General features: G+C 44.2%; 27 protein-coding genes. 5 read left to right on the top strand and 22 right to left on the bottom strand.

What is annotated here, in order from left to right:
- Nucleotides 1–79: 79 nt before the first annotated feature.
- Nucleotides 80–2,245 carry a S9 family peptidase gene (locus tag R7Z50_RS00135; RefSeq protein ID WP_318148781.1) on the top strand — a complete coding sequence of 722 codons (2,166 nt, stop codon included), beginning with the start codon at nt 80–82 and terminating at the stop codon, nt 2,243–2,245.
- Nucleotides 2,246–2,463: 218 nt separating this feature from the next.
- On the opposite strand, the gene R7Z50_RS00130 is transcribed toward R7Z50_RS00135, so the two are convergent.
- The 10 genes from R7Z50_RS00130 to R7Z50_RS00085 all read right to left on the bottom strand — a co-directional run bounded on the left by R7Z50_RS00130 (nt 2,464) and on the right by R7Z50_RS00085 (nt 10,066).
- Nucleotides 2,464–3,459, bottom strand: a complete 996-nt coding sequence (locus R7Z50_RS00130) for a porin (RefSeq protein ID WP_017635534.1) — start codon at nt 3,457–3,459, stop codon at nt 2,464–2,466.
- 215 nt (nt 3,460–3,674) lie between these two features.
- Entirely contained in the window at nt 3,675–4,544 is an 870-nt protein-coding gene (locus tag R7Z50_RS00125; protein ID WP_025768065.1) for a metal ABC transporter solute-binding protein, Zn/Mn family, read from the bottom strand.
- 22 nt (nt 4,545–4,566) lie between these two features.
- Nucleotides 4,567–5,442, bottom strand: a complete 876-nt coding sequence (locus R7Z50_RS00120) for a metal ABC transporter permease (protein WP_025768066.1) — start codon at nt 5,440–5,442, stop codon at nt 4,567–4,569.
- On the bottom strand, nt 5,442–6,170 hold the full coding sequence (locus tag R7Z50_RS00115) for a metal ABC transporter ATP-binding protein (RefSeq protein WP_025768067.1): 729 nt from the start codon (nt 6,168–6,170) through the stop codon (nt 5,442–5,444). The genes R7Z50_RS00120 and R7Z50_RS00115 overlap by 1 nt, the downstream gene beginning before the upstream one ends.
- The gene (locus R7Z50_RS00110) at nt 6,170–7,096 is read right to left on the bottom strand and encodes a metal ABC transporter solute-binding protein, Zn/Mn family (RefSeq protein WP_042523415.1); all 927 of its coding nucleotides are present in this window, start codon (nt 7,094–7,096) and stop codon (nt 6,170–6,172) included. Before R7Z50_RS00110 ends, R7Z50_RS00115 begins: the two co-directional genes overlap by 1 nt.
- Nucleotides 7,097–7,118: 22 nt before the next feature.
- Nucleotides 7,119–7,670: a DUF6162 family protein gene (locus R7Z50_RS00105; RefSeq protein ID WP_042523417.1), complete on the bottom strand. Its 552-nt coding sequence runs from the start codon at nt 7,668–7,670 to the stop codon at nt 7,119–7,121.
- Nucleotides 7,667–7,987: a hypothetical protein gene (locus R7Z50_RS00100; RefSeq protein WP_005374251.1), complete on the bottom strand. Its 321-nt coding sequence runs from the start codon at nt 7,985–7,987 to the stop codon at nt 7,667–7,669. The genes R7Z50_RS00105 and R7Z50_RS00100 overlap by 4 nt, the downstream gene beginning before the upstream one ends.
- 42 nt (nt 7,988–8,029) lie before the next feature.
- Entirely contained in the window at nt 8,030–8,860 is an 831-nt protein-coding gene (locus R7Z50_RS00095; RefSeq protein ID WP_318148780.1) for a DUF4198 domain-containing protein, read from the bottom strand.
- A 15-nt stretch (nt 8,861–8,875) separates the two neighbouring features.
- A complete protein-coding gene (locus R7Z50_RS00090; RefSeq protein ID WP_017635538.1) occupies nt 8,876–9,415 on the bottom strand; it encodes a DUF2271 domain-containing protein in 540 nt (179 codons plus the stop codon).
- Nucleotides 9,416–9,436: 21 nt separating this feature from the next.
- On the bottom strand, nt 9,437–10,066 hold the full coding sequence (locus R7Z50_RS00085; protein ID WP_005374254.1) for a PepSY-associated TM helix domain-containing protein: 630 nt from the start codon (nt 10,064–10,066) through the stop codon (nt 9,437–9,439).
- A gap of 379 nt (nt 10,067–10,445) precedes the next feature.
- Between R7Z50_RS00085 and R7Z50_RS00080 the strand changes: the two genes are divergently transcribed.
- Nucleotides 10,446–10,934 carry a hypothetical protein gene (locus tag R7Z50_RS00080; RefSeq protein WP_042523421.1) on the top strand — a complete coding sequence of 163 codons (489 nt, stop codon included), beginning with the start codon at nt 10,446–10,448 and terminating at the stop codon, nt 10,932–10,934.
- 67 nt (nt 10,935–11,001) lie between these two features.
- Here the strand turns inward: R7Z50_RS00080 and R7Z50_RS00075 are convergent, their stop codons facing one another.
- From R7Z50_RS00075 to R7Z50_RS00035, 9 genes are all read right to left on the bottom strand, one after another.
- The gene (locus R7Z50_RS00075) at nt 11,002–12,174 is read right to left on the bottom strand and encodes a tetratricopeptide repeat protein (protein WP_151515843.1); all 1,173 of its coding nucleotides are present in this window, start codon (nt 12,172–12,174) and stop codon (nt 11,002–11,004) included.
- Nucleotides 12,171–12,791: an energy transducer TonB gene (locus R7Z50_RS00070; protein ID WP_005374256.1), complete on the bottom strand. Its 621-nt coding sequence runs from the start codon at nt 12,789–12,791 to the stop codon at nt 12,171–12,173. Before R7Z50_RS00070 ends, R7Z50_RS00075 begins: the two co-directional genes overlap by 4 nt.
- Nucleotides 12,791–13,195: an ExbD/TolR family protein gene (locus tag R7Z50_RS00065; RefSeq protein WP_005374257.1), complete on the bottom strand. Its 405-nt coding sequence runs from the start codon at nt 13,193–13,195 to the stop codon at nt 12,791–12,793. Before R7Z50_RS00065 ends, R7Z50_RS00070 begins: the two co-directional genes overlap by 1 nt.
- The gene (locus tag R7Z50_RS00060; protein WP_017819708.1) at nt 13,192–13,746 is read right to left on the bottom strand and encodes a MotA/TolQ/ExbB proton channel family protein; all 555 of its coding nucleotides are present in this window, start codon (nt 13,744–13,746) and stop codon (nt 13,192–13,194) included. The genes R7Z50_RS00065 and R7Z50_RS00060 overlap by 4 nt, the downstream gene beginning before the upstream one ends.
- Complete coding sequence (locus R7Z50_RS00055; RefSeq protein WP_206970458.1) at nt 13,746–15,113, bottom strand: MotA/TolQ/ExbB proton channel family protein; 1,368 nt, start codon at nt 15,111–15,113, stop codon at nt 13,746–13,748. The genes R7Z50_RS00060 and R7Z50_RS00055 overlap by 1 nt, the downstream gene beginning before the upstream one ends.
- The gene (locus R7Z50_RS00050; RefSeq protein WP_005374260.1) at nt 15,114–15,881 is read right to left on the bottom strand and encodes a DUF3450 domain-containing protein; all 768 of its coding nucleotides are present in this window, start codon (nt 15,879–15,881) and stop codon (nt 15,114–15,116) included.
- 74 nt (nt 15,882–15,955) lie between these two features.
- A complete protein-coding gene (locus R7Z50_RS00045; RefSeq protein WP_042523425.1) occupies nt 15,956–18,049 on the bottom strand; it encodes a TonB-dependent siderophore receptor in 2,094 nt (697 codons plus the stop codon).
- Between the two features lie 207 nt (nt 18,050–18,256).
- Complete coding sequence (locus tag R7Z50_RS00040; RefSeq protein WP_017819704.1) at nt 18,257–19,630, bottom strand: sensor histidine kinase; 1,374 nt, start codon at nt 19,628–19,630, stop codon at nt 18,257–18,259.
- Complete coding sequence (locus tag R7Z50_RS00035; RefSeq protein ID WP_005386018.1) at nt 19,630–20,295, bottom strand: response regulator transcription factor; 666 nt, start codon at nt 20,293–20,295, stop codon at nt 19,630–19,632. Before R7Z50_RS00035 ends, R7Z50_RS00040 begins: the two co-directional genes overlap by 1 nt.
- A gap of 230 nt (nt 20,296–20,525) precedes the next feature.
- On the opposite strand from R7Z50_RS00035, the gene R7Z50_RS00030 reads away from it, so the two are divergent.
- Entirely contained in the window at nt 20,526–21,236 is a 711-nt protein-coding gene (locus R7Z50_RS00030; protein ID WP_017819703.1) for a glycerophosphodiester phosphodiesterase family protein, read from the top strand.
- A gap of 35 nt (nt 21,237–21,271) precedes the next feature.
- Here the strand turns inward: R7Z50_RS00030 and R7Z50_RS00025 are convergent, their stop codons facing one another.
- Nucleotides 21,272–21,754 carry a L,D-transpeptidase family protein gene (locus tag R7Z50_RS00025; protein ID WP_017819702.1) on the bottom strand — a complete coding sequence of 161 codons (483 nt, stop codon included), beginning with the start codon at nt 21,752–21,754 and terminating at the stop codon, nt 21,272–21,274.
- A 241-nt stretch (nt 21,755–21,995) separates the two neighbouring features.
- Here R7Z50_RS00025 and R7Z50_RS00020 point away from each other — a divergent pair, with 241 nt between their 5' ends.
- Nucleotides 21,996–22,991 (top strand): 2-hydroxyacid dehydrogenase, encoded by a 996-nt coding sequence (locus R7Z50_RS00020; protein ID WP_206970460.1) that lies wholly within the window; start codon nt 21,996–21,998, stop codon nt 22,989–22,991.
- A gap of 85 nt (nt 22,992–23,076) precedes the next feature.
- Nucleotides 23,077–23,433: a YibL family ribosome-associated protein gene (locus R7Z50_RS00015; protein ID WP_005374274.1), complete on the top strand. Its 357-nt coding sequence runs from the start codon at nt 23,077–23,079 to the stop codon at nt 23,431–23,433.
- Between the two features lie 157 nt (nt 23,434–23,590).
- Here the strand turns inward: R7Z50_RS00015 and R7Z50_RS00010 are convergent, their stop codons facing one another.
- Entirely contained in the window at nt 23,591–24,622 is a 1,032-nt protein-coding gene (locus R7Z50_RS00010) for a hypothetical protein (RefSeq protein WP_025768076.1), read from the bottom strand.
- 103 nt (nt 24,623–24,725) lie between these two features.
- A complete protein-coding gene (locus R7Z50_RS00005) occupies nt 24,726–25,487 on the bottom strand; it encodes a hypothetical protein (protein ID WP_005374276.1) in 762 nt (253 codons plus the stop codon).
- Nucleotides 25,488–25,838 lie beyond the last annotated feature (351 nt).

Here is a 25,838-nt window from a genome sequence, read left to right as displayed (position 1 = left end):
ACAACTGAAAACCACTAACAAAATGAAAGCCCAGCCCTCAGGATGAGGCCACTTGGGTGTACAATAAGGATAAAATCAGATGCGTTTCACTTTAACTACGTTGGCCGTCTCGGTCGCGCTTGTCGCCGGATGCAGCAATCAAGGAATCCCCAGCATGACTCAATACTCCCAAGCACAGATCGTTGCTCAACAAACTCAAGCTCCGGTTGCGAAAAAAGTCCCTCACGCGATGACTATTCATGGCGATACCCGCGTTGATAACTACTACTGGATGCGTGACGACGAACGTAAAGACCCTGAAATTTTACAGCACCTAGAGAAAGAAAATCTGTACGCAGAAACCGTTCTAAAGCACACTGAAACATTTCAAGATACGCTATTTGAAGAAATTAAAGGGCGTATCGCAAAAGACGACAACTCAGTACCTGTTCGTAAAGGAAACTACTTCTACTCCAGTGAAGTGACCGGAGATAACGAGTACGAAGTCCATTTGCGAGCTAAAGACTTTGCAGGCAAAGACAAACAAATCATTTTAGATGTCAATGAACTAGCAAAAGAACATGAATTTTTCAGTATCGGCGGCCTATACGTTAGTCCGAATGAAAACTTATTGGCGTATGGCGAAGACACATTAAGCCGCCGCGTGTACACCCTTAAGATCAAAGACCTGACAACAGGCAATTACCTACAAGATGAAATCGAAGGGGCCTCAAGCGCTGTCGCATGGCAGAACGATAACAACGCCTTTTACTACATCAAAAAAGATCCACAGACCTTATTGGGCTACCAAGTTTATCGTCATGTATTGGGCACACCACAAAGCAGCGATGAGCTGATTTTTGAGGAAACCGACAGCGCCTATTACACCTCACTAAGCAAAAGCAAAGATGGCGAAGATATTTATATCTGGCATTCGAGTACAGAAACCAGGGGGGTCTCTATCATTGATGCGAACAACCCTAAAGCAAAGGCGAAACCGTTCTATCCTCGTGAAGATGGCATTGAATACAGTATTTCTAAGCTAGGCGATTGGTACTACATTTATACTAACTATCAAGCCGTCAACTTCCGTTTGATGAAAGTTCATCAAAATGACATGCATGACCGCTCTAAATGGCAAGATGTGATTGCCGCAGACGACAACACTCAACTTGTCGACTTCGAGTTATTCGATGATCACATCGTCTATGAGCAGCGCTCTAACGGACTAGCAAGCGTCACTGTACGTCAGCTTTCAACAGGAAAAGAATTCCCCCTCACATTTAATGACGATGCGTTTGCTGCCTATTTGACAGGTAACCTAGAGCTGGATAACGAGAAAGTTCGTATTTATTACAGCAGTTTAACCACTCCAGGAACCTACTACAATTTCGATCTAAAAACGGGCGGGTCAGAAATCATGAAGCAAACACCTGTACTTGGTGATTTTAATCCTGACAATTACCAATCAGAACGCATCATGGTCACAGCCCGTGACGGTAAAGAAGTACCCGTTTCTTTGGTGTATCGTAAAGACTTATTTAAGAAAGATGGTACGAATCCACTCTACCAATATGGTTATGGATCTTATGGCGCAACCATTGAGCCAACTTTCCGCTCGACACGTTTGAGTCTATTGGATCGCGGCTTTGTTTACGCCATTGCTCATATTCGTGGATCTGAAATGCTTGGCCGCCCTTGGTATGAAGACGGTAAAAAACTAACCAAGCAAAACACATTCAACGACTTTATTGATGTGACTAAAGGTTTGGTTGAACAAGGCTACGGCGCGAAAGATAAAGTCTTCGCTGTTGGTGGCTCTGCAGGAGGTCTCTTAATGGGGGCAATCATCAACCAAGCACCAGAACTGTACCGCGGTATCGGTGCACATGTTCCGTTTGTGGACGTGGTAACCACCATGCTCGATGAATCGATTCCATTGACCACCAATGAGTATGATGAATGGGGTAACCCAAATAACAAAACATACTATGACTATATGTTGAGTTACTCGCCTTACGACAACATCAAGGCGCAAAACTACCCGAACATGTTGGTAACGACTGGCTTGCACGACTCTCAAGTACAGTACTTTGAACCAATGAAGTGGGTCGCCAAACTTCGTGAAATGAAGACAGACGATAACGTCTTGTTGTTCAAAACCGATATGGAAGCCGGACACGGCGGCGCATCTGGTCGATTTAAGCGCTTAAAAGAAGATGCGCTAGAGTATGCCTTCTTCCTCGATTTACTCGATAAAAAATAAGCGTATTAATAGAACTGCATCTCTTCTAACAACAAAAATGCCCGCAAGTTGCGGGCATTTTTTATAGACGCACTCTCTAAACAAAGAGTGGGGTTACCTAAGCACAGAATGACTAGCGTCTCTTATAGCCAAAGGATAGCAGAAAGAAAAACGCCTACTCACAACGAGTAGGCGTTAACACAATAAATGTGTTTAGGCAGTAGAAACTGGCCTATTTATTAGAAGTAGTAACGAGCACCTAGAGTCCAGTAGTCGTTCTCTTCATTGTTGTAGTCGTTACCTAGATCAAACTGGTAAGCTGCAAACGTTACGAAAGCAGGAGTTACAGCGTACTCTGCTTGTAGCGCAGTTTCGCTTGAAACTGTCTTATTGTCTTCTTCGTCTTCTACGCCTTCGTAGTTAACGCTGAATGTCCAATCGTTTACGCCGTATGCCAAAAGAGCTTCAAGTTGAGAAGTGTCTTTACGCATTTGGTAGAAGTACTCGTTCATACCGTATACTACCGCTGCGTATAGACCTGAACCGTACTGACCGTAGTTTACAGAGAATAGGTGTGATTCAGCGTTCTTAGTACCTAGAGTCGCGTTTTTAACATCACCACCGCTGTATACGTAGCCTAGACCAAAGCCAGCTACAGAACCGCTCAATGCAACTTGACCACGTTGCTCGTATGTTGTTGCATCTGAAGTTTGCTCACCTTGCCAACCTAGACCTAGGTTGAAAGCAAAACCTTCACCAAATTCAAAACCTTTACGGTAGCTAAGCATTTTATCAGCACGAGCTGAGCCTAGGTTGCCGTGGTTGTCGTACAAAAAGTCGTTCGCAAACGCGATTGGTAGATCCGCAACGCCAGCGACATCGTAGTAAGGTGACCATTGAGTACCTGCTACTAAACGGCCAAACTGCTCATGAGTAGCACCGATGTAACCTAGACGAGTTTTGAACGATTGCTCGCCACCGTTTAGGTAGTTAAGCGCCCATTCACCTTTAGCGTCGATAGTAATACCGTTGCCAATGTCTTTCTTACCCGCAACGTTAATACGTGGAGACACTTGGTGAACTTTTACATCTTCTTCGAAATACTCACCCACGCCAACTGAAACGTGACCGCCGATCGATAAAGATGTACCATCGCTGTTGTAAACTTCTGCTGCGAAGGCCTGTGAACCACATGCTAGTGCCGCCACTGCAACGGCTAGAGTTTTCATTTTCATTGTTAACATCCGTATAGTTGTTTGTACCGGTTCGCTTAGAAACAGATTAAATCCGAATCAATCGCAACGAACACATAACAAAGTAGTAATGAAATAGAAATGAAACAAACACTTTCTTATGCAACCAGTGGTATTAATGTTCACATTTTGAACTGAGTCACAAAAAAATAGGGAACTTTTCATTCCCCATCATAAAATCTGTGGCTTTTTACGTGTCACATCTCCCAACGTGCGAGTGGCTTCTCAGTTTTGATACCCTTACTGCCCCAGCGGTCAATAACATCAATTTGCAGTATACGACTCGGTTTAATAAGCGATGTCAAGGTTTTCGACGGTCGTTTATCCGTCACCAACCATAGCGTTTTATCTTGTTCAAACTGAGCTTTTAAAGATAATTTGTCTTCTTCTGTCCACTCGAGTTCCGGCTTAAATTCGCGCCCAACCACAAACAATTGGTTGCCAGAGGCAAAGTCCTCTAATGACTCACTCATCAGTACCACTGAATCGATGCCTTTATCGAAGATCTCTGCCTGTTGTTGGTTGATCAGTTCACGCACATTGAGCATAAGAGCCTGTTGATTCGTTTGAATCGTCTTTTGGTGTTCAGGATATACACGTTGTAGATCCTCTCCAACAATACCCGCCATTCGGATTAAGTTTGTAGGGTTAAGCCACGCGTACTTCGATGTTGACCCGTTTTCCAATGTCAGTACTGCAACTCCTTGAGCTCTAGGAGAAATGGCCTGCGATGCATCGATTTCAATCAAGTGAATGTTGCCCTGTCGAGCGTAAACATAAGTCGGGTCTTGTTTCCAAATCGCACCAAGAGTAATAGCAACCGTCGCGGCTTGACCCGCTTGCTTAACTTGCTCTGTACCTTTATTTGCGAACCAGTTTTCAAGACGCTCAACGCCGTAACGCTTTGGAGGCAGATACTGAGTCTCTATCCCTGTACCTTTCATGAGTTGCTCAGACAACATGTACGTGACGGGAGTGCTGGTTAAAATGTCTTTGGCGCTTGCCAACGATGGAAGTGTTGTCGCTATAACCAAACCAAAAGTTATCGCTAATTTTTTTATCTTCATGTTCATTACTTTATAAAAAGGGTTACGCTTTTTGGATAATTCGGTAAACCGTTGCTGTTAGGAAAAATGCCGCAGAAACAATGATGATGGATGCGCCTGATGGCACTGGTAGCTCAAGCTCCATCGGCAGTATGGTTCCTACTAAACACGCAATGGTTGCCAATAAAGAAGAAAGGAGAACGAAACTGCTCATGCGTTTAGTCAATAACCTAGCCGTTGCACCAGGAATCAGTAGCAATGCACCAACCAATACCGCGCCAATAATCTTTACCGCGGCGATGGTGACCAAGGTGATCATCATGACAAATAAGTAATCATAAAAGCTGGTATTAAAGCCGCGTACACGTGCAATATCCGGGCTGATACAAGTTAGCAAAATGCGGTTAAACGTTGGAATAAGAAGCAGTAATATGATCAAACAACTGATCGCTAAAATAAGGATATCGTTGTCCGTCACAGTCAAGATCGAGCCAAACAACACGTTCTCCAAGATGTGAATGTTGATCTTGCGAGCAACGTACATTAACAGTGCAGCACCAACCGCTAACGCTAGTGCAAGAAAAACCCCAACCAGTGTGTCGTAAGGTACATTCGTACGATTACGAACAAAGTGAAGCAACAGCGCAAAAATCATACAAAAGCTAAACAATCCGATGATCGGATTCTCTGGCGGCTCACCGAGCAACACACCAATCGCGATTCCGGTAAGCGCAGCGTGCCCAACCGCTTCAGAGAAAAAAGCCAGTCGCTTGGCGATGACTAATGTACCAAGACCACCAAGTAATGGTCCTAATATCAGCGCTGCCACGATTGCGTTCACCATGAAAGCATAAGAAAAGCTATCGCTTAACCATCCAGCTTCAACGCCGCTAACCGCTAACTCTCGCAACCAATCCATTATGCAGCCTCCACTTTTGCTGTGTAGTGCTTGAATAATGTTTCTATACGATCAGGGCTTAGCACATCTGAATGGTGACCTGACGCCACAATTTGACGATTTACAACATGGACCTGCGCATCTAAACGGCGCACTGCGGTCACGTCATGGTGCACTGCCAGTACCGTTTTGCCTTCTCCAACGACTTCATGAATCAAACCTTCAAGATATCGAACACCTTGCTCATCCATACCAGTTGTAGGTTCGTCTAAAACCAATAAATTGGGCTCATCCAGTAAAGCTTGCGCAAACAAAACACGCTGTTGCTCACCGCCAGAGAGTTGCCCCATACGACGATCGCAACGCGTTGCCATACCCACGCGATCCAGCTGGGCCAGGGCATGTTGAGTTTGTTTCGTTTTACGTCGCCAAAATAGAGGGATACGAGTTTGGTTAAGCAGTACAAAATCCATCACGGTTAACGGGAGGCTTGCTTCAAACATCGCTTTTTGTGGCACATACCCTATCTTCCCCGATGCAGCTGATGGTTCTGGCCAATTGAGCGCTATGTTTCCCGAAAATGGCGTGAGTCCAAGTACCGAACGAAGCAAAGAGGTTTTACCACCGCCATTCGGTCCCATAATCACGTGACATTTCGCGTTCTCGAATTCGGCGCTGATGTTCTGCAAAATGATATTGTCGGCGTATTTTAGGCCCACGTTACTTAAGGAAACGGAAGGTCCAGTCATTACGCCTTTTCCCCTGCTCGCTTACTCGCCACAAATTTCATGGCTTCGATTAGTGTTTCCACATTATCTCGCATCTCAACCTCGACTTTATCAGCCTCATACTCACCGTGAGTCATGTGAGAAAAGCGATAAAGCTGCACCCCAGTCGCCTCTTCGATGGTATCAACAAAGCGATTCGGCATATTGAGCTCATAAAACAGCACATCAATGCCCGATTCACGAATTTTCGCTATCGTTTCCTGTAGCTGACTTGCACTTGGTTCTACACCATGAGCAGGCTCAATGACAGCGGCAACGTCAACACCAAACTCCTGAAGGATATATCCGTAAGCATTGTGGGTTGTCGCCACCTTCATACCAGCCGTGTCCAACTCACCAAGAGACAACATTGCATCACGCTTCATCAGGCGAAATGTTTTCGCGTATTTACGAGCATTTTGGCGATAGAACGTAGCATTGTCTGGGTCCAATTGGCTTAGCTCACTCGCGATGGTGTAAACCTTTTGAATGGTTGTTGATAGACCGACAAAGGTGTGAGGGTTCACTGCTCCTTGACCAACAGACTGCCCCATAGCGGGCAATAAAGGCACTTCTTTGTTCGCTTCGATAACCACGAGATCATCACGCTGAGAAGCCTTGATCACTTTCAGTGCAAAATCGTCATGACCAATACCATTGATCACTATTACGTCCATTTCATTTAAGCGCTTAAGATCATTAGGTTGTGGCAAATAGTTGTGAGGATTAAAACCAGCATCAACCAAAGGAATGATGTCCGCCTTCTCACCAACAACGGCTTTAACATAGCTGTAATAAGGTTGTAGCGTAATACCAATACTGAGTTTTTCGGCAGCAAAGCCAGTAGAAGACACCGTCAATAACGCGGTGGCTGTAAGAATACGACGTAAAAGAGAGCGTTTGATCATAGTACTTATCAATTATGTTGTCTTAATGGGCGTGAGAGTGAGAGGAAGAGTCTGACAGAACGATTTGTTTCCACCCGAAATCGTGGCGTTTTGCTAGATCGCTTAGTCCCTCCACATTTAACGAACGGCTAGAATCATTAAACCAAATATCAGCTTGAGAACTGCGGCTATCCAACAGCATGGAAGCAGAGCCTTGGGCACTGGTCTTCACGCCAATGTAGACACCGTCATCAATTCGTTGCCACTGATGAGAACCTTTACGCTTCCAGTTTTGGTCTTTCACGAATGGAGCAATCCAAAGCGCCTCCATATCAGAGATCTCAGGCCAAGTTCCGGTATCTAACTGCAAATCACGAATCTCTTCATGAGCGAGCTTAAGCTCAGCGATCAACCCCAACTCATTTTGATGTAAATCCGTGATTAACACTTGATGAGACTGCATGTCTGGCTTTTCAGTCGCGACCTGATGGTAGGGCATAAGTATGGCTGCTGAACTGAGAATTGCTGCGATTGTCAGTGCGACCCACTTTCCTTCTCGGTTACCATCATCAGGGCGAACTTTCTGTACACTCATTTCTCTTTCAGCTCAACGATATCCACTTCCACCGGGCTTTCATGTCCGGCATCAAATACCAAATAGAAATCTGTTTCAGGGTGAGTAAATTCTGCGATGGAACGCTTATCTGTTTTTTCTTTGGCGATCAGATTGTCGTCGTAATCGTACATTTCGACATCGTAGTCGACCGCTGTCGATCCATCCGAGTAGCCCGCTTCACAAATCACTTTATCTTGCGCCAAGTGACAGCTCATCAGAGGAAAATGTGCAGCAGCGTGAAAGGACGCAAATCCAGAAAAAAGCAAAACCGCTTTTAGAAGAGAAGTGTTATTCATGATAATTCCAAAATGGCCCAGCAATTGCTGAGCCTAATTCGATTAGTTAAGTTGAGTTTCAAACGTAAGATGAACATTGGCACTCGCTTTATCCGCCAATGGATTATCTTTTAATTCACCTTTGTAGTTCGCTTTCATTAAGTAGCGCCCAGCGACTTCTGGCGTGAAGATCACTTTGCCATCTTTATCGCTCACCACATCGATTTGTTCTTGATGGTTTCGGTACATGGTACCTTCACGTGTAATCTCAGCAGTAACGCCCTCTTGTGGCTCTCCGTTAAAGAAAAACTGGAAAGTCACAGGCTCACCTTCAATGATGTCCGATGGATGCGTGATCGGTTTCATCTCCAGCATTTTGCCTTCAATCTCCAACGCTTTGTCCGTTGGCATACCAACCGTAATGTAGCTTTCTGCTCGGGTGTAACTTAGTTGAGTAACCACATCACGCGCTTGCTCAGGAAGCACGTCACCACGCTCAGCTTTGTTTGCTCGCGCCCATTTCACCGTATCACGACGGCCCGCTTTGTATTGTGTGTAGTAGCTCGGCTGATTATTAATCGCGACTTTGTGCGTGCCTTCTTCTGTAAAAAAGAAATCAAACATAGAGCGACGCTTGCCACGAACAACAAAGTTAGGACGCTCAGAGCGGCCATCCGGCATCACCACAAATGCCTGATCACTACCCGCAGGCTTATCAAAAACAAACGTTCCGTGAGAGGCAGTAACATCAAATGTCAGCCAGTCACCGCCTTCTTTAGAAACCGTAAAGTGAGAGGGCAGAACCCAACGTGGATGTGCTTGTGCGGTGGTGGTTACAGCCAATCCCAATGCCATTACACTCGCCAATGCCACTGCTTTCATTTTGGTTTTCATTGTTGTGTCCTTTAATCACTTAACTTGATAATTGACGGTGATGACACCCGTCTCTTGTGTTGGTTTAAGCTCATAGCGCACGTCACTGTCCGCTAGCGTTATTTTTTGACGTAAGTAGTTTCGCCCACCGTGTTCACGAACGACCTCGACGTACAACGTGTAATTTCCTTGTTCCAAACGCTCCCCTGCGTCATTGGTTCCATCCCAGACAAAGCGGTATTGACCAGCAGGACGTGTTGCAGAAGTCACCGCATCAACAAGTTCACGATCATAACGACCCGCTTTTCTCCACCAGCTGCGTAGATCTTTTAACCATTCGTCTTTCCCTACCCATAACTGGATGGTTTTAACCGGTTTACGCTGATCGTTTTCAACCCAAACCGCCACATAAGGGCGTGCATACATTGAGGTATCTATCTTTGGAAGTTCGAGTTCGAAGTCGACCTTCGCGTTATCTGGTAGAGGCGCCGCGGAAAGAGAGAAAGGAGTAAAAGCCGCGATCAAAGCGGCTTTACAAAAGTGATTACGGCGGAAAAATCTTCCTGTGTTCAACATAAGTGTTCTCTAAAAAAGCTGTTATGGAACAGCAACAAAATAAATTACGAGCGACAGTAACGTACCAAAGCTCATCCATTGCATTGACGTTCTGAGCGTCTTCTTCTTAGGCAGTAACAAGCACACGCCTGTAAGAACAAAAAACACCATCAAAAGCGCAGTGACGTCGATAAACCACTTCCAAATCCCACCACTGTTGCGTCCTTTATGTAGATCGTTCAGCAGCGCAACAATACCGTAGTGCGTCGTTTCGACGTCTGCTGCACCAGTAGTCATATCAATAAAGACCGTAGCGTTATAACCCGGGCCTTTAAAATCCATAGAAAGCTCTCCGAGTAACAACTCACCTTGCTCAACTTCGGTATACACATCTAGTGCGGAGGGAGTGCCGCGAAGCTCGGTTTCTTTAGTCAAGAAAGCCACCAGCCCTTCACGATTAGGTTGAAAGGTATCTGAATGTGAGAATAGAACTGAGTGCGGAACCGTCAGAGTATGTTGTTGAATGATAGGTTCACTGCGTTCAAACAATTCGGGGCGATTGAGGGTAATACCAGTTACTGCAAAAAACAGCGTAACTAAGAGAAGAGCCATCGAAATATAGATATGTAGGCGGCGAGCCCAAGTTTGAACACCTTTGCTTTTAAGCAACATAGAAACAATCATCACCAATAAATGTGGGGCATAATTTAGGTGATAATCATTCGTATTGGCATTTAATTTACATTGTTTACTTTTTCAATTCAGCTTGGCTTGCACATGTTTTAGCTATTTGGGCCAATGCGAGTTACCGATTGCCTACCCTCTAGATAATAACCCTATCAATTTTAATGACTCAAAATTTAATGATATTTCCAATACTAAAAAGTGGGATAGACTCCACCAAAATGCGCCTTTATGTATATTTAATGAAAAGCTTAAAAACTATCCATAAACTAGATAAAAAAGGTAAGCTAAGAAGTTAGTGTAGGGTTAGATAGAGAAGATTTTCTGATGCTAGCCAAACGTTATGGTGTAGTTCAGAAGGAAAAATATGAACAAGAATGTTGGAATAATTCTCTTATCACTTTTCTCAAGTGTCACTTTCGCAAGTGAAAAGTTTGAAGCCAGTTTGTTTAACAACGTAAGCCAATCTATCGATAATTATGGTGCTAAGATAAAGCTGTGCGAATCTATGGCAGACCAGAATACACCTGACAAACAAACCCTAGAGTATTCAAAGAAGCATATAGAAGCATTAACTCCTGTTCTGCCGTTTTTAAGCGAGAAAGCTTTTGAGGCTTGTGTATTAAAAGAGAAGCAAGAGCTAGCATATTATCTATTAATAGCAAAAAATAACGCTTCAAGAACCTCAACATTAAAGCTTGTAGAATCGACTGAAAGCCTAACTTTTCATATCGAACCTACATCGAGAGAAAAGTTTGAAACACTGAGCAAGGTACATCAAGAATACATAGAGAAAAGCCCTTTTTTCTCCCGACCATTTGATGCATTAGCTTTTTATGAAAAGCTCATACAATAAATAGCCTTTATGACTTTAGACAAAAAAATACCCGAGACTGAGCTCGGGTATTTAATAAAAATGTTCGCTATGAGTTCTGCGTCGATTCTACTTTGCGTAGCTGTGATAGATACTTAACCCAACTCTTTGCCTGATTCGATGGCTTAATCTCATTCGCTCTTTTGGCATTAGCGAGCGCATCGTCAAACCGCTTAAGTTTGTAGTAAGCGCGAGTTTTGATAAGTGCAACATCCGCTTTACGACCTCTGACCTTATCGAGCGCGGCAATGGCATCTTTATAATGGCCTTCTTGCACCAACAGTTGAGAATAGTTCCAGTAATACTGCCTATCTAGCTGAGCTGCAATACGCCAGCTATCAATAGACTCTTCCCACTCTTTTGCCATTTGCCAATACGTTGCTTGCTGAGCTTTTAGCTTACTATTCGAGTTTACATCCTCTAGCTCGTTCATCACCAACGCAGCTCTCTCAGGAATACCTCGTTTCGCGTACAATTGTGCCAGCAGCTTTAAGTCATCTTGGCTAAGTTGTAACCCTTTCAGTTTTGCCAACGCCAAAGAGTCTAGGGCACGTTTGTTGTCATCAACCCGTAGGTATAGAGCAACAAGCTGACGCCACCATTCAATTCGCTCAGGTTCAATCACGATTAAGCGTTTGATGGTCGAGATTGCCGGCTTCCACTTTTTCAGTTCTAGCTCAGCAGAAAGCTTTATCGACAATGCGCCAAGCTTGTCTGGCTGACCAAATTTCTCATAACGAGCCATTGCTGAAAGCACTTTTTGCCACTGACTCAGTTGATAATGAGATTGGGAAATACGTAGCCATAGCTCATGCGCTTTTTGACCTTTAGGAATGTTTTTGCTCAAGGCATAGTAATGAGGTAACGCCTTAGAAAAACGTTGCTCGTTCAGCAGTATATCAGCCAACATTTTTCGGGTTTGCCATGATTGCTCATCTTGTAGCAAACCACTATTGACTGCCAACTCAAGTTGCTTAATCGCCGCTTGAGTTTGCTCATTCTGCCAGTAAAAAATACCCAACATTCGAGCGACATAAGCTTGGTCATATCCACGAGAAAGCTCCATAGCTTCAAGAGATGAAATCGCTTCTTTCAGTTTCTCTTCTTGAGCCAAGTTGTGTGCTCGTTGAACTCTCGCTGCGGTGTATTGGCTTAACTCACTGGCAATGGTTGAGAGTGCACTCAGGCTTAATACCGTACCGATTAAGAATTTTTTCATCATTTGGCTAACTTGAACTCCACTTTAGCGGTTTGTCCGAACTGCTCAATTGACACACCATCCTCAACTTTTGGCTGATACTTCCATTTTTTAAGCGCACGGATTGCTTCTCTTTCAAACATGCGCTCGGGCTCAGCCTCGATCACTTCAATATCTTTTGGTCGTCCAGTTGCATCGATCGTGAAACGCATAATGACATAACCTTCCACTCTACGTTTCAGCGCCTTACTTGGATAGCGAGGATCAACACGATACAACGGCAGTGCTTGCTGGTTGCCCATTGTTCCCTTCAAGTTTGGGGCGCTAATCGCGATGCCTTCAAGGGCTGTGTTTAAACCTAAAGCACTGACTGGCGTCATCTGACTCATTGGTTCCATTTGAGTGTCAGCTTGAGACAGATCCATTGGCTCCGGCGCTTGAGGTGGTTCTGGTTGCTCCGGCACTGAACGTTGACGACGCTGCACGTCTGCTTCATTCTCTACCATCACCATATCAAAACGAACGGCTTCTGAAGCTTCTGGTGCACGCTGGTTGCCTTTATCAACCATCCACGCCATAAAGCTAAACAAGCTCACAGAAATTAACAGTGATGCTGGTAGTGCAAGTAACAGCCTGCCCATTAAGGTTTCTCCGCCGCCAATGCAATGTTCTTCACACCCGCCGCCTTTGCAGCGTCCATCACTTTCACGACAGTGCCATTGTAAGCATGCTCGTCAGCTTGGATAACTAACGAGGCATCAGGCTGATCAAGTAACAGGTGCTCAATAGAGGCCTCAACACGCTCAATATCAACCACTCGTTTGTCGATGTACACATCATTCGCTGCCGTTACTGCGATAAAAATGCCCGCATCTTTTTGGCTTACTACATTAGAAGCCTGAGGGCGATTCACTTCTACACCGGATTCACGTACAAACGAACTGGTCACAATGAAGAAGATCAACATGATGAAGACGATATCAAGCATCGAGGTTAAATCGACTTGAGCTTCATCTTGTTGGTTAGGTCTGCGTCCGAGTCTCACTTTTGACTCCTTAAAGATTGTTCTAACTGGATAGCTTTTCGTTCACACACTTTGCTAAGGCGAGCATGAATAAACATGCCGGCAAGCGCTGCTACCATACCTGCCATGGTTGGCAGCGTAGCAAGTGAGATACCAGAAGCCATCAATTTCGGATTGCTGCTGCCTTGCGATGCCATTACGTCAAACACCGTAATCATGCCTGTCACCGTCCCTAACAACCCTAGCATTGGGCAAACCGCCACAAGTAGCTTAATAGTCGATAGGTTTTGGCGTAGTTCGATTTGCGCTTTTGCAATCCATCCTTCACGGATTTGATGCGCGTACCAAGAGTGGTGCTCTGATCTTGCGTGCCACTGCTCACAAAGCTGTTTTTTTACCCCAGGGAAAACCGTTGTGAGATAAATAACTCGCTCCATAACCAACAGCCAGCACACCGCCACGACGGCGGCCAGCCACCATAGGATTTGACCACCTTGCTGCATAAAGCTCATCAAGGTTGTGGCCCAATCCTCACTGATCAAACCCAATGTGCTGAGTAGGATCTGCTCCATTACGCTGCGTTCTCCGCTAAGGTGTTAGAGTGACTTTTGTTATTCGGCATATCACGCTCAGCTTGTTCTGCAACTAAACCGATGCCTTGTTTTTCTAAGATACTGCGAATATTTTCTGCTTGAGAGCTCAATACGTTGTGCGCTAATAGCAAAGGCATGGCTGAAACAAGGCCAAGTACGGTAGTCACAAGTGCCATCGAAATGCCACCCGCCATTACTTTCGGATCACCATTACCAAATTGAGTGATGACTTGGAAGGTTTCGATCATACCCGTTACCGTGCCTAGTAGGCCAAGCATAGGAGCTAGAGCAGCAAGAAGCTTAAGCATCGACAACCCTTTTTCTAGGTGGGTTTGCTCATCAACAACGGCTTCCAAAAGACGTAGTTCTAACGCTTCTACGCTGCGATGCTTGTCTTTCTGGTATACCGCAAGCACGCGACCCAAAGGGTTGTTTCCTGGCTGCGCTGGGGTTTTCAGTTGCTTCATGATTTTCTGACGCGAAATCATCAGTGATGCACCACGTACGAGCGCAATCAATAGGCCGATAGCCAATAAGCCAAGGATGATTTTGCCGACAACGCCACCCGCATTTAGGCGATCAGCCAAAGTCGGTGAGTTTGCAAGCTGTTCAAGAAGAATGCCACGTGACGGATCAATGACAAGTGCATCAATGTCACCAGAGGAAATAGTATTCGCTGTTGGACCGTTCTCAGGCTGACGAAGATAGTTTACCGCGTCTCCGCGTTGACCATTCCACTTAACGTAGCCAGTGTCATCCAGCAGCGCCATAGAACCAAGACGAACACCACTAACCGTTTGTTCACGACCCTCGCCATTTAGCAGTGTGAAAGAGACGTTTGCCATTTCACCGCTTGCTTTGATTTGTTCTTCCATGCTGCGCCACATCGCCTGAAGTTGGGTCAACGTTGGCAGTGATTTAGCCGCAACAATAGCATCGATATCTTTCTGATATGAGTTTGCATCTACACCGGTTACTGAGCTTTTTAGCTCAGACTCTAGCTCTTTTGCGTTCTGGCGAACGACGCCAAATAACTCACCTAGGCTCCCGGTTTCTAGACGCAACTTTTCTTCTAGCTGTGCCAGTTCTGCTTCATTTTCACCGAAGGTAACACTTAATGAGTCCGCCTCTGCTTGAAGAGCAGCACGCTCTGCCACCAATTTATTCTTTATAGCCTGTAGGTCTTGCTCTGTTTGCTTAAAACCTGATTCACGCGCGACATTGTGCGATTGCTGTTGACGATTTTCTTGCTGCGCCTTTTGTAACAACGCATCACTAGCAAAAGTTGTATAAGGCATTAATGCGGCTGTCGAGATTAATGCAACCGATAACCATTTTTTCATCATTTATTTGCCCTCCGCAGCGGTTAACGACACTGGTAGAGTTAACATGCTCGGCGCGATCTGTTTATTCGCCATAGCGAACGCTTTGTCTAGCTCTGATTTTTGCTCAGAACCCACTTGTTGCCATGCTTGTTGTTGCTGTGACCAGCTCCAAAATGTGTCACCAGATAAGCTACGCGCTACCAAAGACAAACGCCCTAAATAGAGAATGTCCGCCTCCACAGCTTCATTGTCACCTAGGTTAATCTTGCCTTGGTAAACGCCAAGCTTGGTGCCGTAATCCATTTCAATTTGGTACGCTTCTAAAATACGACGAAACTTCTCTGCATCCGCAACGTCTGCACGCGTCATCATGGAATCCAGCTTTGCAATTCGCTCCTCACGTTGCGCTTTGCGTATAGGCTTGTCGTTAGCGACGAGCACTTTTAAGCCCTCAAGCATGTGATACATCAAAGGCACGACACCTTGACGAGTTTGAGCAATCTGCTCAATTTGCTCGTTCAAGCTATCAACTTCTTGATTTTGACTTTCAACAAGGCTTGCAAGATGATCGCGATAAATCTTCAAGTTACCGACTTCCTCTTGCAGCTGCTCAATTTCAGCTTCTAGAGTAAGTGATTTTTCTGCGCTTGCATCAATACGTTTTTGGCTTACCGCCGACGACTGGTTTGTTTTACTCTGCACAGCTTGTGCATCGTTTAAGTTCGCCGCGTGAGCGGGAATCAAAACCGATGATATCAACAGAGCGATACTTGATTTCATTAGATTCATACGAGTTATATTTCTGTGTTCCAAAAACGACCAAAGGGGAAGACTACCCTTCCCCTTTAATAATCAAATTGTTATCAGTACTTGAACTGGATTGTTGCCATGTAGTTGCGGCTTTCTCCAACCACAACCCCACTCGCACCTTTTTGCTCGCCATTCGTGCTACCACCACCTGCGAAGTAGTCGGTATCGAATAAATTCTCGACATTGAATCGAGCAATAATATCCAAGTTTTCATCGTACTTATGTTTGTATGACACGCCCATATCAACGCGAGCGTAGCCATCTTTCTTGAAGGTGTTCTTTGCATCACCGTAGCGATCACCTTCATAAATCAAACCAAGGTTTAAGTTAGTGTTGTCTTGAACCTTGTAGCTAGACCATAGACTTGCCGAGAACTCTGGCACGTCTACAGGGCGGTTACCTTCATATCTTTCTGCCTTCTTAAGCTCTGCATCCAAATACATTGCAGAAGCGGTTAGCGACAACTCTGGGGTCACAAAACCTTGAGCCATTAACTCAGCGCCTTTGTGAACTTGCTCACCACCTTGCGTTTTCTTGTGTAGGAGATTGCCGCCCGCGTCTTTGCCGCTTTCAACATCCAGCGAGATGTTCTCTAACGTGATATCAAACACAGCACCAGATACAAATAAACGCTGATCAAACAGTTCCCACTTCGTACCGATTTCATAAGAGATACCACGCTCAGCGTCGAGTTTCTCACCTTCATTGATGTAGGTACGACTACCGTTGCTGACTTCACCTTGAGGCATGAAGCTTTCAGAATACTGAACGTAAACCGAGCCATTCGTCGATGGGTGGAATATCACACCTAACTTTGGAGAAACTTGGTTTTCGGTCAGTTCATCATCACGCTTTTCGTCATAACGAACACCTGCAAGCACTTGCCAGTAATCATTAATCGTCATCATATTTTGCGCGTAGATACCCCAAGTATCGTACTCAGCTGTTGGTGATTTCCTCGAACTACTATAGCTAGGCTTAGGCACCGTTTCTCCTGGCGCAATACTCGCCTCATTATGAAATGCCATAAAGCGATCATAACTGTAATCTAAGTAGTTAGCGCCCACTAACAACGTGTTTTCCGTACCGAACAAAGTAAAGTCCGTCGTCACATCTATATATGCAGTATCAAATACCCAATTATCGGAGCGATCGTTGCCTCGATGCTTAATCGTATTTAACTCTTCATACTGATCAAACTTAGGGTAAGACTCTACATCAAAACGCTTAAAGTCTTGGCGGTTGTAACCTGCTTTTACGTTCACGTTATCCGTGACTTGCGCATTAATATCGACACCGTAGTTTTCTACTTCGTTATCAATTTCAGACCACTGCGCATCCCAAATGTACTTATCACCGCGAACCGCTTTGCCATCAACAATGTATGCGCCAGAGTCCACGCTACCATCGTCTTTCGTGCGATCGTAATGCGCTGACACCATAAAGTTGTCGGTGATGTCGTACTCAACCACTAGGCCTGCTACCGTACGATCCGTTTCTGGCTCAGTGCCATCACCGTATCTGCGCCAAGAGCCGTAGCTTTCTTTGGCAAAAATTGCGCGCGCACGCAGTGTCTCTGCATCATTTAGCGCGCCACTCACATCAAGCACAGTGCGTGAGTGATCATTCGAACCTAGATCTTGACTCAAACTTGCTTGTGTTTGAGTTGTTGGTTTTTTCGAAACCATGTTTACCAAACCACCCGGCTCAGATTTACCGTATAGCAGACCTGATGGACCTTTAAGCACTTCAACACGCTCTAAAAGCTCAATTGGCTGACGATAGTGTGACCAGTGTTGACGACCATCACGAAGAAAACCGTCTGAACTGCTAAGTTCAAAACCACGTAGAGAGAAACGTTCGCGGTTACGGCTTGTACCACCCGCGCTAACACTTGCATCGTTACGTAGCACTTCACCAAGTGTACTTGCACGCTGCTCATCAATTACCGTTTCATCGATAACCGCTACTTGTCCCGGCGTTTCCAGCTGCGTCATTTCCATGCGCATTGCTGTACTGTTTGTATCTGCCTTGTAGCCGAACTCTCGACCTTCTACAACTACATGTTCGTCTGTTTGAACTTCCGCCACTGCAGGTGTTGCTAACACTGCACCGATCACTAACGCCAAATGGCTCTTAGTAAACATATCCTTTCACTCCGATTATTATTTTTCGGGTCACATACTTGTTGAATGCGATTCCCTCTTAATTATTTCGCGGGTGAATATAAGTGATAAGTATTACCATTTGCATTAAATTTACATTCTTTGCATTTGCAAACTTTTGTAAAGTACTCTCTGATGATGCGCCATGATAATGTGACATTAATCACAAAAATTACGACTTAATCATACTTATTGCTTGAACACTAAAGTAACCCTCAAACCGCCTTGCTCACGGTTTTTCGCCGTGACTGCTCCACCCATAATACGCATGGATTCTTTGACAATCGCAAGACCTAAACCGTAGCCACCAAGCTTTTTATCTCTAGAAGCATCTAAGCGTGTAAACGGATCAAAAATATCGACCAGCTTGTTCTCTGGAATACCAGGCCCATCATCAGATACTGACATGGTGGTGAACTGCTGCCCTTCTTTGACATAATTTTCCAGAGAAACTTCTATCTGAGATGCTGGTCCTGAATATTTAATGGCATTACCAATAAGATTGTTCAAACAACGAATGACCAGCGTTTCTTCACAAATGGCTTTAGCACATACAGCTTCTGAGCGGAAAGACAACGTCTGTTCTGACTTCAAATCTATTTTGCAACGTTCTACTTGCGGGGAGAGCAAAACTTCTAAATCACAGCGTTTCGTGGCTTTGTCGAAGCGCGCATTTTCCAAGCGACTGAACTCCAATATATCGCTGATCAAATGGTTTAGCTCTTTTGCTTCATCTTCTAGCCTTGCCACTAGGCTTTGCTCACTTTCTCCAACACGCTTTCGCAAAAGATGCAGAACCAAGTTCTGCCTCGCTAACGGCGTTCTCAATTCGTGAGAGACATCTCTTATAAGCAGTCGCTGCTTTTCAGCGAGAGAATGAATCTGTTGCGTCATGTGATCGAAATCTTGCGCTAACTCGTTAAACTCACGCGTGCTCGACTTCAGCTCTTTCACGACACTGACATTAAAATCGCCATTAGATAGCTTTTTGCTTGCTTCTCTCAATCGATCCAATGGTTGCTGTAAGTTACGTGCCATTAGCAGCGAAAAGAGCGCCAAAATAACCACTGCAATCACGACTTTGAGAATAGAGAAATACAGAATGAAGTCATTTGCAGGGTGCAGTCGATGTGGCAATTGAATCACTAAAGTATTGCCATGAACTAAAGGAATATTGATGATGGGGCGATTCACTTTCCCCTCAAGTTGATCATCAATGCTTCTCTTAAATTGAAGTTTGAACTCGAAGTGCGGATGCATCAGACGGTGCGTAACTGGTTGCTGATGTTCATTCAACACAAATAAATAAAAGTTTTGCGCATTTGCCCAGTCAGCAAGTTCGTCCATGTCTCCGTGCTCAATCAATACATTGGCTTGATGTGCAAGGTCTAGCATTTCTTCTCGCACACTATCGGGCACTTTCAACATGGCTTTCACCAGAGCTTGTTCCGCTAAGGATTGCACGACCAAAATACTAATGACAATTGCGGTCATGCAACTAAATAACTTGAACGCTAAGCTATCTTTACGTTTTGCAATAAAAGGTGGACATCGGAGCTTCATTAACGGTTTACAGCCTCTAAATAACTGTAACCTTTGCCACGGAAGGTTTTGATATGTTGCTTGGAAAGCCCCGCTTCAACTAACTTGCGACGTATGTTACTGATGTGCATATCAAGGTTGCGATCAAAAGGACTCAGCTCTTTCTTTAACACTTCAGTTTGAAGCTCTGCTTTTGAAATCACGACTCCTTGGTTTTTTACCAAGTAGCTCAATAGTTCAGCTTCCGTACTTGTGAGGGGTAAGCTATTAAGCTGGTCGCTGATCGTTTGAACGGTACTACACATCGTCTGACGTTGACGTTCCAAGCCAACACGACGAAGAATCGCTTTGATGCGCATTAGAAGCTCAGCGACATTAAAGGGCTTTCCGATATACTGATCGGCCCCCGCTTGGTAACCATCAAGCATCGAGTTTTCATCGTTGAGAGCGGTAAGCATTAGAATAGGTGTCGCGAAGCGCTGACAGATCCTACGAGCAACTTGCATGCCGTTAAGGTTTGGTAACATGACATCAAGCAATACAAGATCTACAGGCGTTTTTTCCATATATTGCAGCGCACTTTCACCGCAATGCACAGAAGATACGATGTAGCCCTCCTCTTGCAAAACCGCTTCTAACAGCTCACACAAAGGAACGTCATCATCGACTATCAAAACTCGTGACATTACCACTCACCATTCAAATAAAAATGGTTCGCATTTTATTACTCATTTACCAATTAAACAACTACACACTCTAAGGCTTTAAGTCCACAGGACTCAGTCCAAGAAGCAGCAACGTACTATTAGAGTTTAATGTTCACTTGTACTAAAGGTTCCTAACAATATGCACCTAGATATATCTTCATAGAAAAAACGAGTACAATCAGGCAACCGCAAAGCAAAAGATAAAGCGAATGGAAACGTTATTAATTGGTCACCGTGGCGTGGCAGGTTCATACCCTGAGAATACAAAAATAAGCATTCAGGCAGCCATTGACCTGGGGTTGAAGTGGGTGGAAGTGGATATACAGCCTACCAAAGATAATGTTTTAGTGGTTTGCCATGATCATACCGTCAATCGATGCAGCAATGGACAAGGGCGTGTTGATGAGCTCACCCTGGAAGACTTAAAAGCATTAGATTTCGGTAGTTGGTTTAGCACAGACTTTTCAGGCGAGAAGATCGTGACACTAGATGAACTGCTCACTTTAGCTACTGAGAATAAGCTTAACTTGAATATCGAAGTTAAAGTAGACAACCATCCAGCGGAAGAAGTGGCGCAGACTCTCGCCAATGCGTTAACAAAAAGTCCAATGCCGCAAGAGAATGTACTCCTATCGAGCTTTAGTCATGACGTCATTAGAGCGATGCACAAATACTGCAGTGGCTACCGATTGGGTGTGTTAAGTGAATTCTTTACGAGAAAAGATAAACGCCTTTTGGAAGAAGTTAGTGCCTATAGCTGCAACCTAAATATTAACTGGGTTCGTACTCGCCAGATAAACAAACTCCAACAAGCCGGTTACAAAGTGATGTGCTATACGGTGAACAATCCAAATAAACTGAAATACCTGCCTCAGTTAGACGGTATTTTTAGTGATCATCCACAGCGCTTTATGCCATAGCCTATAAGAGCCAGAACATTAAAGGGGACCTTTTGTTACCACTCAATCTGAATTGGTGTCCCCATCTCGACAAGCTGGATAAATTCGTCCATCTCCTCGTTGGTAATCGCAATACACCCATTAGTCCAATCAAAACTTTGGATGTAAATCGGCAACTGACTCTCACCGTTTTTTAAGCCATGAATTTTGATGTTCCCTCCAGGGGACACACCTCGGCGCTTCGCTTCCAACGTATCAATCGCATCAGGGTAACTGATATGCACAGAACGATAAAAAGCAGAGTCCTCTATAACATAATCTAGAGTGTATTCGCCCTCTGGTGTGCGATTGTCTCCCTCTTCTTGTTTATGTCCTTGAGGGTTCGCTCCTAAAGCAATTCGGTATTCTTTTAGCACTGCTCCTTGTTCCATCAAATACATTCGACGCTTAGACTTGTCGACTTTAACGAGGTCAACAGCTGCGTGAGTGCCAGAAGCAAACACACAACACAAGAACATAGAGCACCATTTTACTGACATTGTCGTAACGCCTAAGCTAATAAAGTGAACAAGAAAAGAGCGATAATGCTAGTCAGTTAATGCTCGTAAAGCAAACAGTATCTAATGCGGAACCATAAGATAGACTCGCTGAAAGGCGTACTTCTTATCGTTATTTGATACAACAAAAGTCAAAGAGAAGATTTCTCTATTCATTGCGGCTAAGTTGCATTACTTTATAAGCATATTTATTTATAAAGTCCGCACTTTTTGAGAGGGAACCATGATTAACATTGCTTTTTTTAGTGCAAAATCCTACGACGAAGCCTCTTTTAATAAAATTAAAAATAACCGCGATTTTGAATTTCACTATCACGACTTCCGACTAACCGAAAAAACAGCCAAGATGGCGCACGGCAGTGATGTCGTATGTGCGTTTGTTAATGATGATCTTTCAGCTCCTGTCCTTAAACAGCTTTCTCTGGGCGGGACCAAGCTTATTGCTATGCGCTGCGCGGGATATGATAAAGTTGATCAACAAGCAGCCAAAGAACTAGGCTTACAAGTGGTTCGAGTTCCTGCTTACTCACCAGAAGCAGTGGCAGAGCACACGGTTGGTTTAATGATGTGCCTAAACCGCCGTCTTCACAAGGCCTACCAACGCACACGTGACGCCAACTTCTCGCTAGAGGGTCTTGTTGGCTTTAACTTTTACGGAAAAACTGTTGGTGTTATTGGTACGGGTAAGATTGGTATCGCGACGATGCGTATCTTCAAAGGGCTTGGCATGGAACTGCTTTGCTACGACCCCTACGAAAATCCATTAGCACTAGAAATAGGAGCCCGTTACTGTTCGCTTGAAGAAATCTACGCTAATGCGGATATTATCTCTCTCCATTGTCCAATGAGTGAAGAAAACTATCACTTATTGAACGAAAAAGCCTTCGCGCAAATGAAAGATGGTGTAATGATCATTAACACCAGTCGAGGCGAGTTGCTAGATTCACTAGCGGCGATAGAAGCGTTGAAACAAGGTAAGATTGGTGCGCTTGGCCTAGACGTGTATGACAATGAAAAAGACTTATTCTTCCAAGATAAATCTAACGATGTCATTGTCGATGATGTTTTCCGCCGTTTATCGGCTTGTCATAACGTGCTGTTTACTGGCCATCAAGCATTCTTGACTCACGAAGCACTTAATAACATTGCCTCTGTGACGCTTGATAACGTCGAAGCCTTCTTCGATGGTAACGTATCGGGCAATGAACTGATTAACTAAAGCCAGACAATCGAGAAGTATAGTAGAGCGTGTGATCTCAGCTATGCTATACTTCTCGACTATTTAAAATTTGAGCCAAATTACCATGAGCATAAAAACTGATATTCAAAAGCTGCACAACCGTTTAGATACATGCCAACGTAAACTTGATGCGGCACGTTCTCGTGGTGATCACGAAATGATTACAAAGTTCACGGATGAAGTAGAACAGCTTACCAAAAAGCTTAACCAGTTAAAGCACAAGCAAAACTATGAGCTGAACAAAGAACGTAAAAGCTTACTTGATATGCCTTTCTCTCGTGAAATCACCAAAGCAGAACAAGCGGACATCGGCAAACTGAAAAAACGCGTACGCGGCTTAGTAATCGTTCACCCATTAACAAAAGTTGGTAAAGAACTTCGCCTTGATGTGATGACAGGCTTTGCGCCAAAAGAGTTTTAAAACTCGCATTAACATTTATGGAGCCCAAGCATTTGCTTGGGCTTTTTATTTTGTACTGCTTCATTAAATTTCATCGAAATATCAACCCATAAGCTCTTAAAAAGGCCAGCGACAAAAGCCACTGACCAAATTCAAAATGCCAGTCTGCATTACTCGCCTACGACAGTTGCTGCAACTTGTGCTCCACAACGGGGTCATTCGGAACTAACTGCTGAGCCACTTCCAAAAGTTGTACTGCATCTTGCGGATTGTCATGCTCATGCTTCATCGCAATATCAACAAGTGGCTGAATATCGATTTGCGCTTGATGCTCCTTCACATGTTCTTTCTTTTCTTCAATTAACACATTATGAGCGGTACTCAGTAAGTTCAAACGATGCTGTGAACTCGCATTCGCCTTGTTAAGGCACTGATAGTAATCTTCTTTTAATCGCAGCGTTTTAGTCTGATGACGAAACTGCGCTATATCTATCTTCTGATAACGTATAAAGTCTACAGCCACTTGCTTATAAAAACCGAATTTATTCAAATACGTCGCGTGGGTACCATGTCCCATCCCGAAGACTCTTAAGTGAGTGAGCTCTGGGTAGCGTTTGGCGTGAAGGCGGTCGATTTCATTAGTTGGATCATAAATGATGTAGCCTTTTGCATCGCCAAGGTCAAGGTCGTGATACTTTCCTTCCCAATCAAATTGTTGGGCTAGTTCAGTACTTGGCCTATCATCCCATGGCACCAAAACTCTGTTTTTTGTGCTGACCGGGTGAAACATCAATACTTGATCCAACTTTAATAGATTGGAAAAGGCACCAATAGCAAAACCACCGCGGCTAAGCCCATAACCTAAACGACATTCAAAAGGCTCAAGTAAAGTTGATAGCTGCTCTAGAAAGAAAATCAAATTACGGCTGCGAAACCAGTTACTTTTCCCAAGATGCTGAAATGAAATAATATTTACTTTTTGTTTCTGGGCTAAGCGATAGCCCCAAGGCGCAAAGTCTGAGTGTAAGTCCTGTACTTGTAGATTCGTACCAGCAGGGGAAAAGGTGAACAACAACGGTTTATTGCGGTCGACAAACTCATACTTAACAAATACATCATCAAGTAAGTCCTCCCCGGACATCGGTAGCCTGGTTTGCTGTTCTTCACGAGAAAGAGCCAGCCATTCATCCAACCAGTACAGTAACTTCATTAATCCTCCATCTAAATTGCGCCTAGCAATTGTGTTAAAAATCTAGTTTTTAGTGTGTGATCATCTCCCCCTGGTTACAGGGGACTCTGATATCAGTCCTCTTTTAAAACAAAGCGTGAATTTGCTTATTAAATTGGTCAATATCTAAGGTTTGATGGCGAACAAACTCCTGCGCCACCAGATTAAAAAATTCTAATTTATCTAATTGTGTGGATTGAGTGCCGTGTCCCATACCGACGACTTTTAAATGGGTAAGCTCTGGATAACGTTCAGCATGAAGACGATCAATGCGATTGGATGGGTCATAAATAATATAACCTTTGGCATTGCCCAAATCTCGATCATGGTAGCCGCTTTCCCAAGCAAACTGCTGAGCAAGCTCAGTACTCGGCCGATCATCCCAAGGCACTAACGCTTTATTTTTAGTGCTAACAGGATAAAACAACAAAAGATGTTCTAGTTTCAGCAAGTTAGCGAACGCGCCAATTGCAAAGCCACCTCGACTTTGCCCATAACCCAAACGACATTTGAAGGGATGAAGCAACTCAGATAGCTGCTCCAGAAAGAAAATCAAATTCCGACTACGGAACCAATTACTTTGTCCTAAATGTTGAAAGGCAATAATGTTTACTTGTTGTTGTATTCCGAGCTCGTAGCCCCAAGGAGAAAAATCCGGAGTTAAATCTTGTACCTGCACATCAGTACCGGAAGGAGAAAATGTAAACAACAATGGCTTGTTAAGATCGACGAGTTCATACTTCACAAACACATCATCAAGTAAATCGTAGCCAGAGATAGGTAAAGCCATCTCTTGTTCTTGTTGAGTAAGAGCTTGCCATTCATCTAACCAGTAAAGTAGCTTCATTTTTTCTCCAAGTGCATCCGCAGTATTTAGACTGGAACTCTATCAAAATGCGTTTAAGCATCCCACGTTGAGACTTAAGAAAGCTCTATTTGAAGCCCAAATGAGACGTATGGCAATGTCTTCGATTGAAGGTATTACTGCGTAAACTAAACCCAAAGTAGGTACGCAAAAACTTGGAGAAAGAGCTAGAGAAAAATCAATTAGAAGTTTCGATAACAGCGGTTAAAAAACAACAGATACAAAAAAACCGCTGTAAGAACAGCGGTTTTTTTAAAAGTGGCGGAGAGATAGGGATTTGAACCCTAGATACGCTATTAACGTATGCCGGTTTTCAAGACCGGTGCTTTCAAC

The sequence above is a fragment of the Vibrio sp. 1249-1 genome (genome assembly GCF_033340495.1).
Note: the sequence above shows the minus strand (reverse complement) of the source record. Positions and strands in the feature narration are given on the sequence as shown.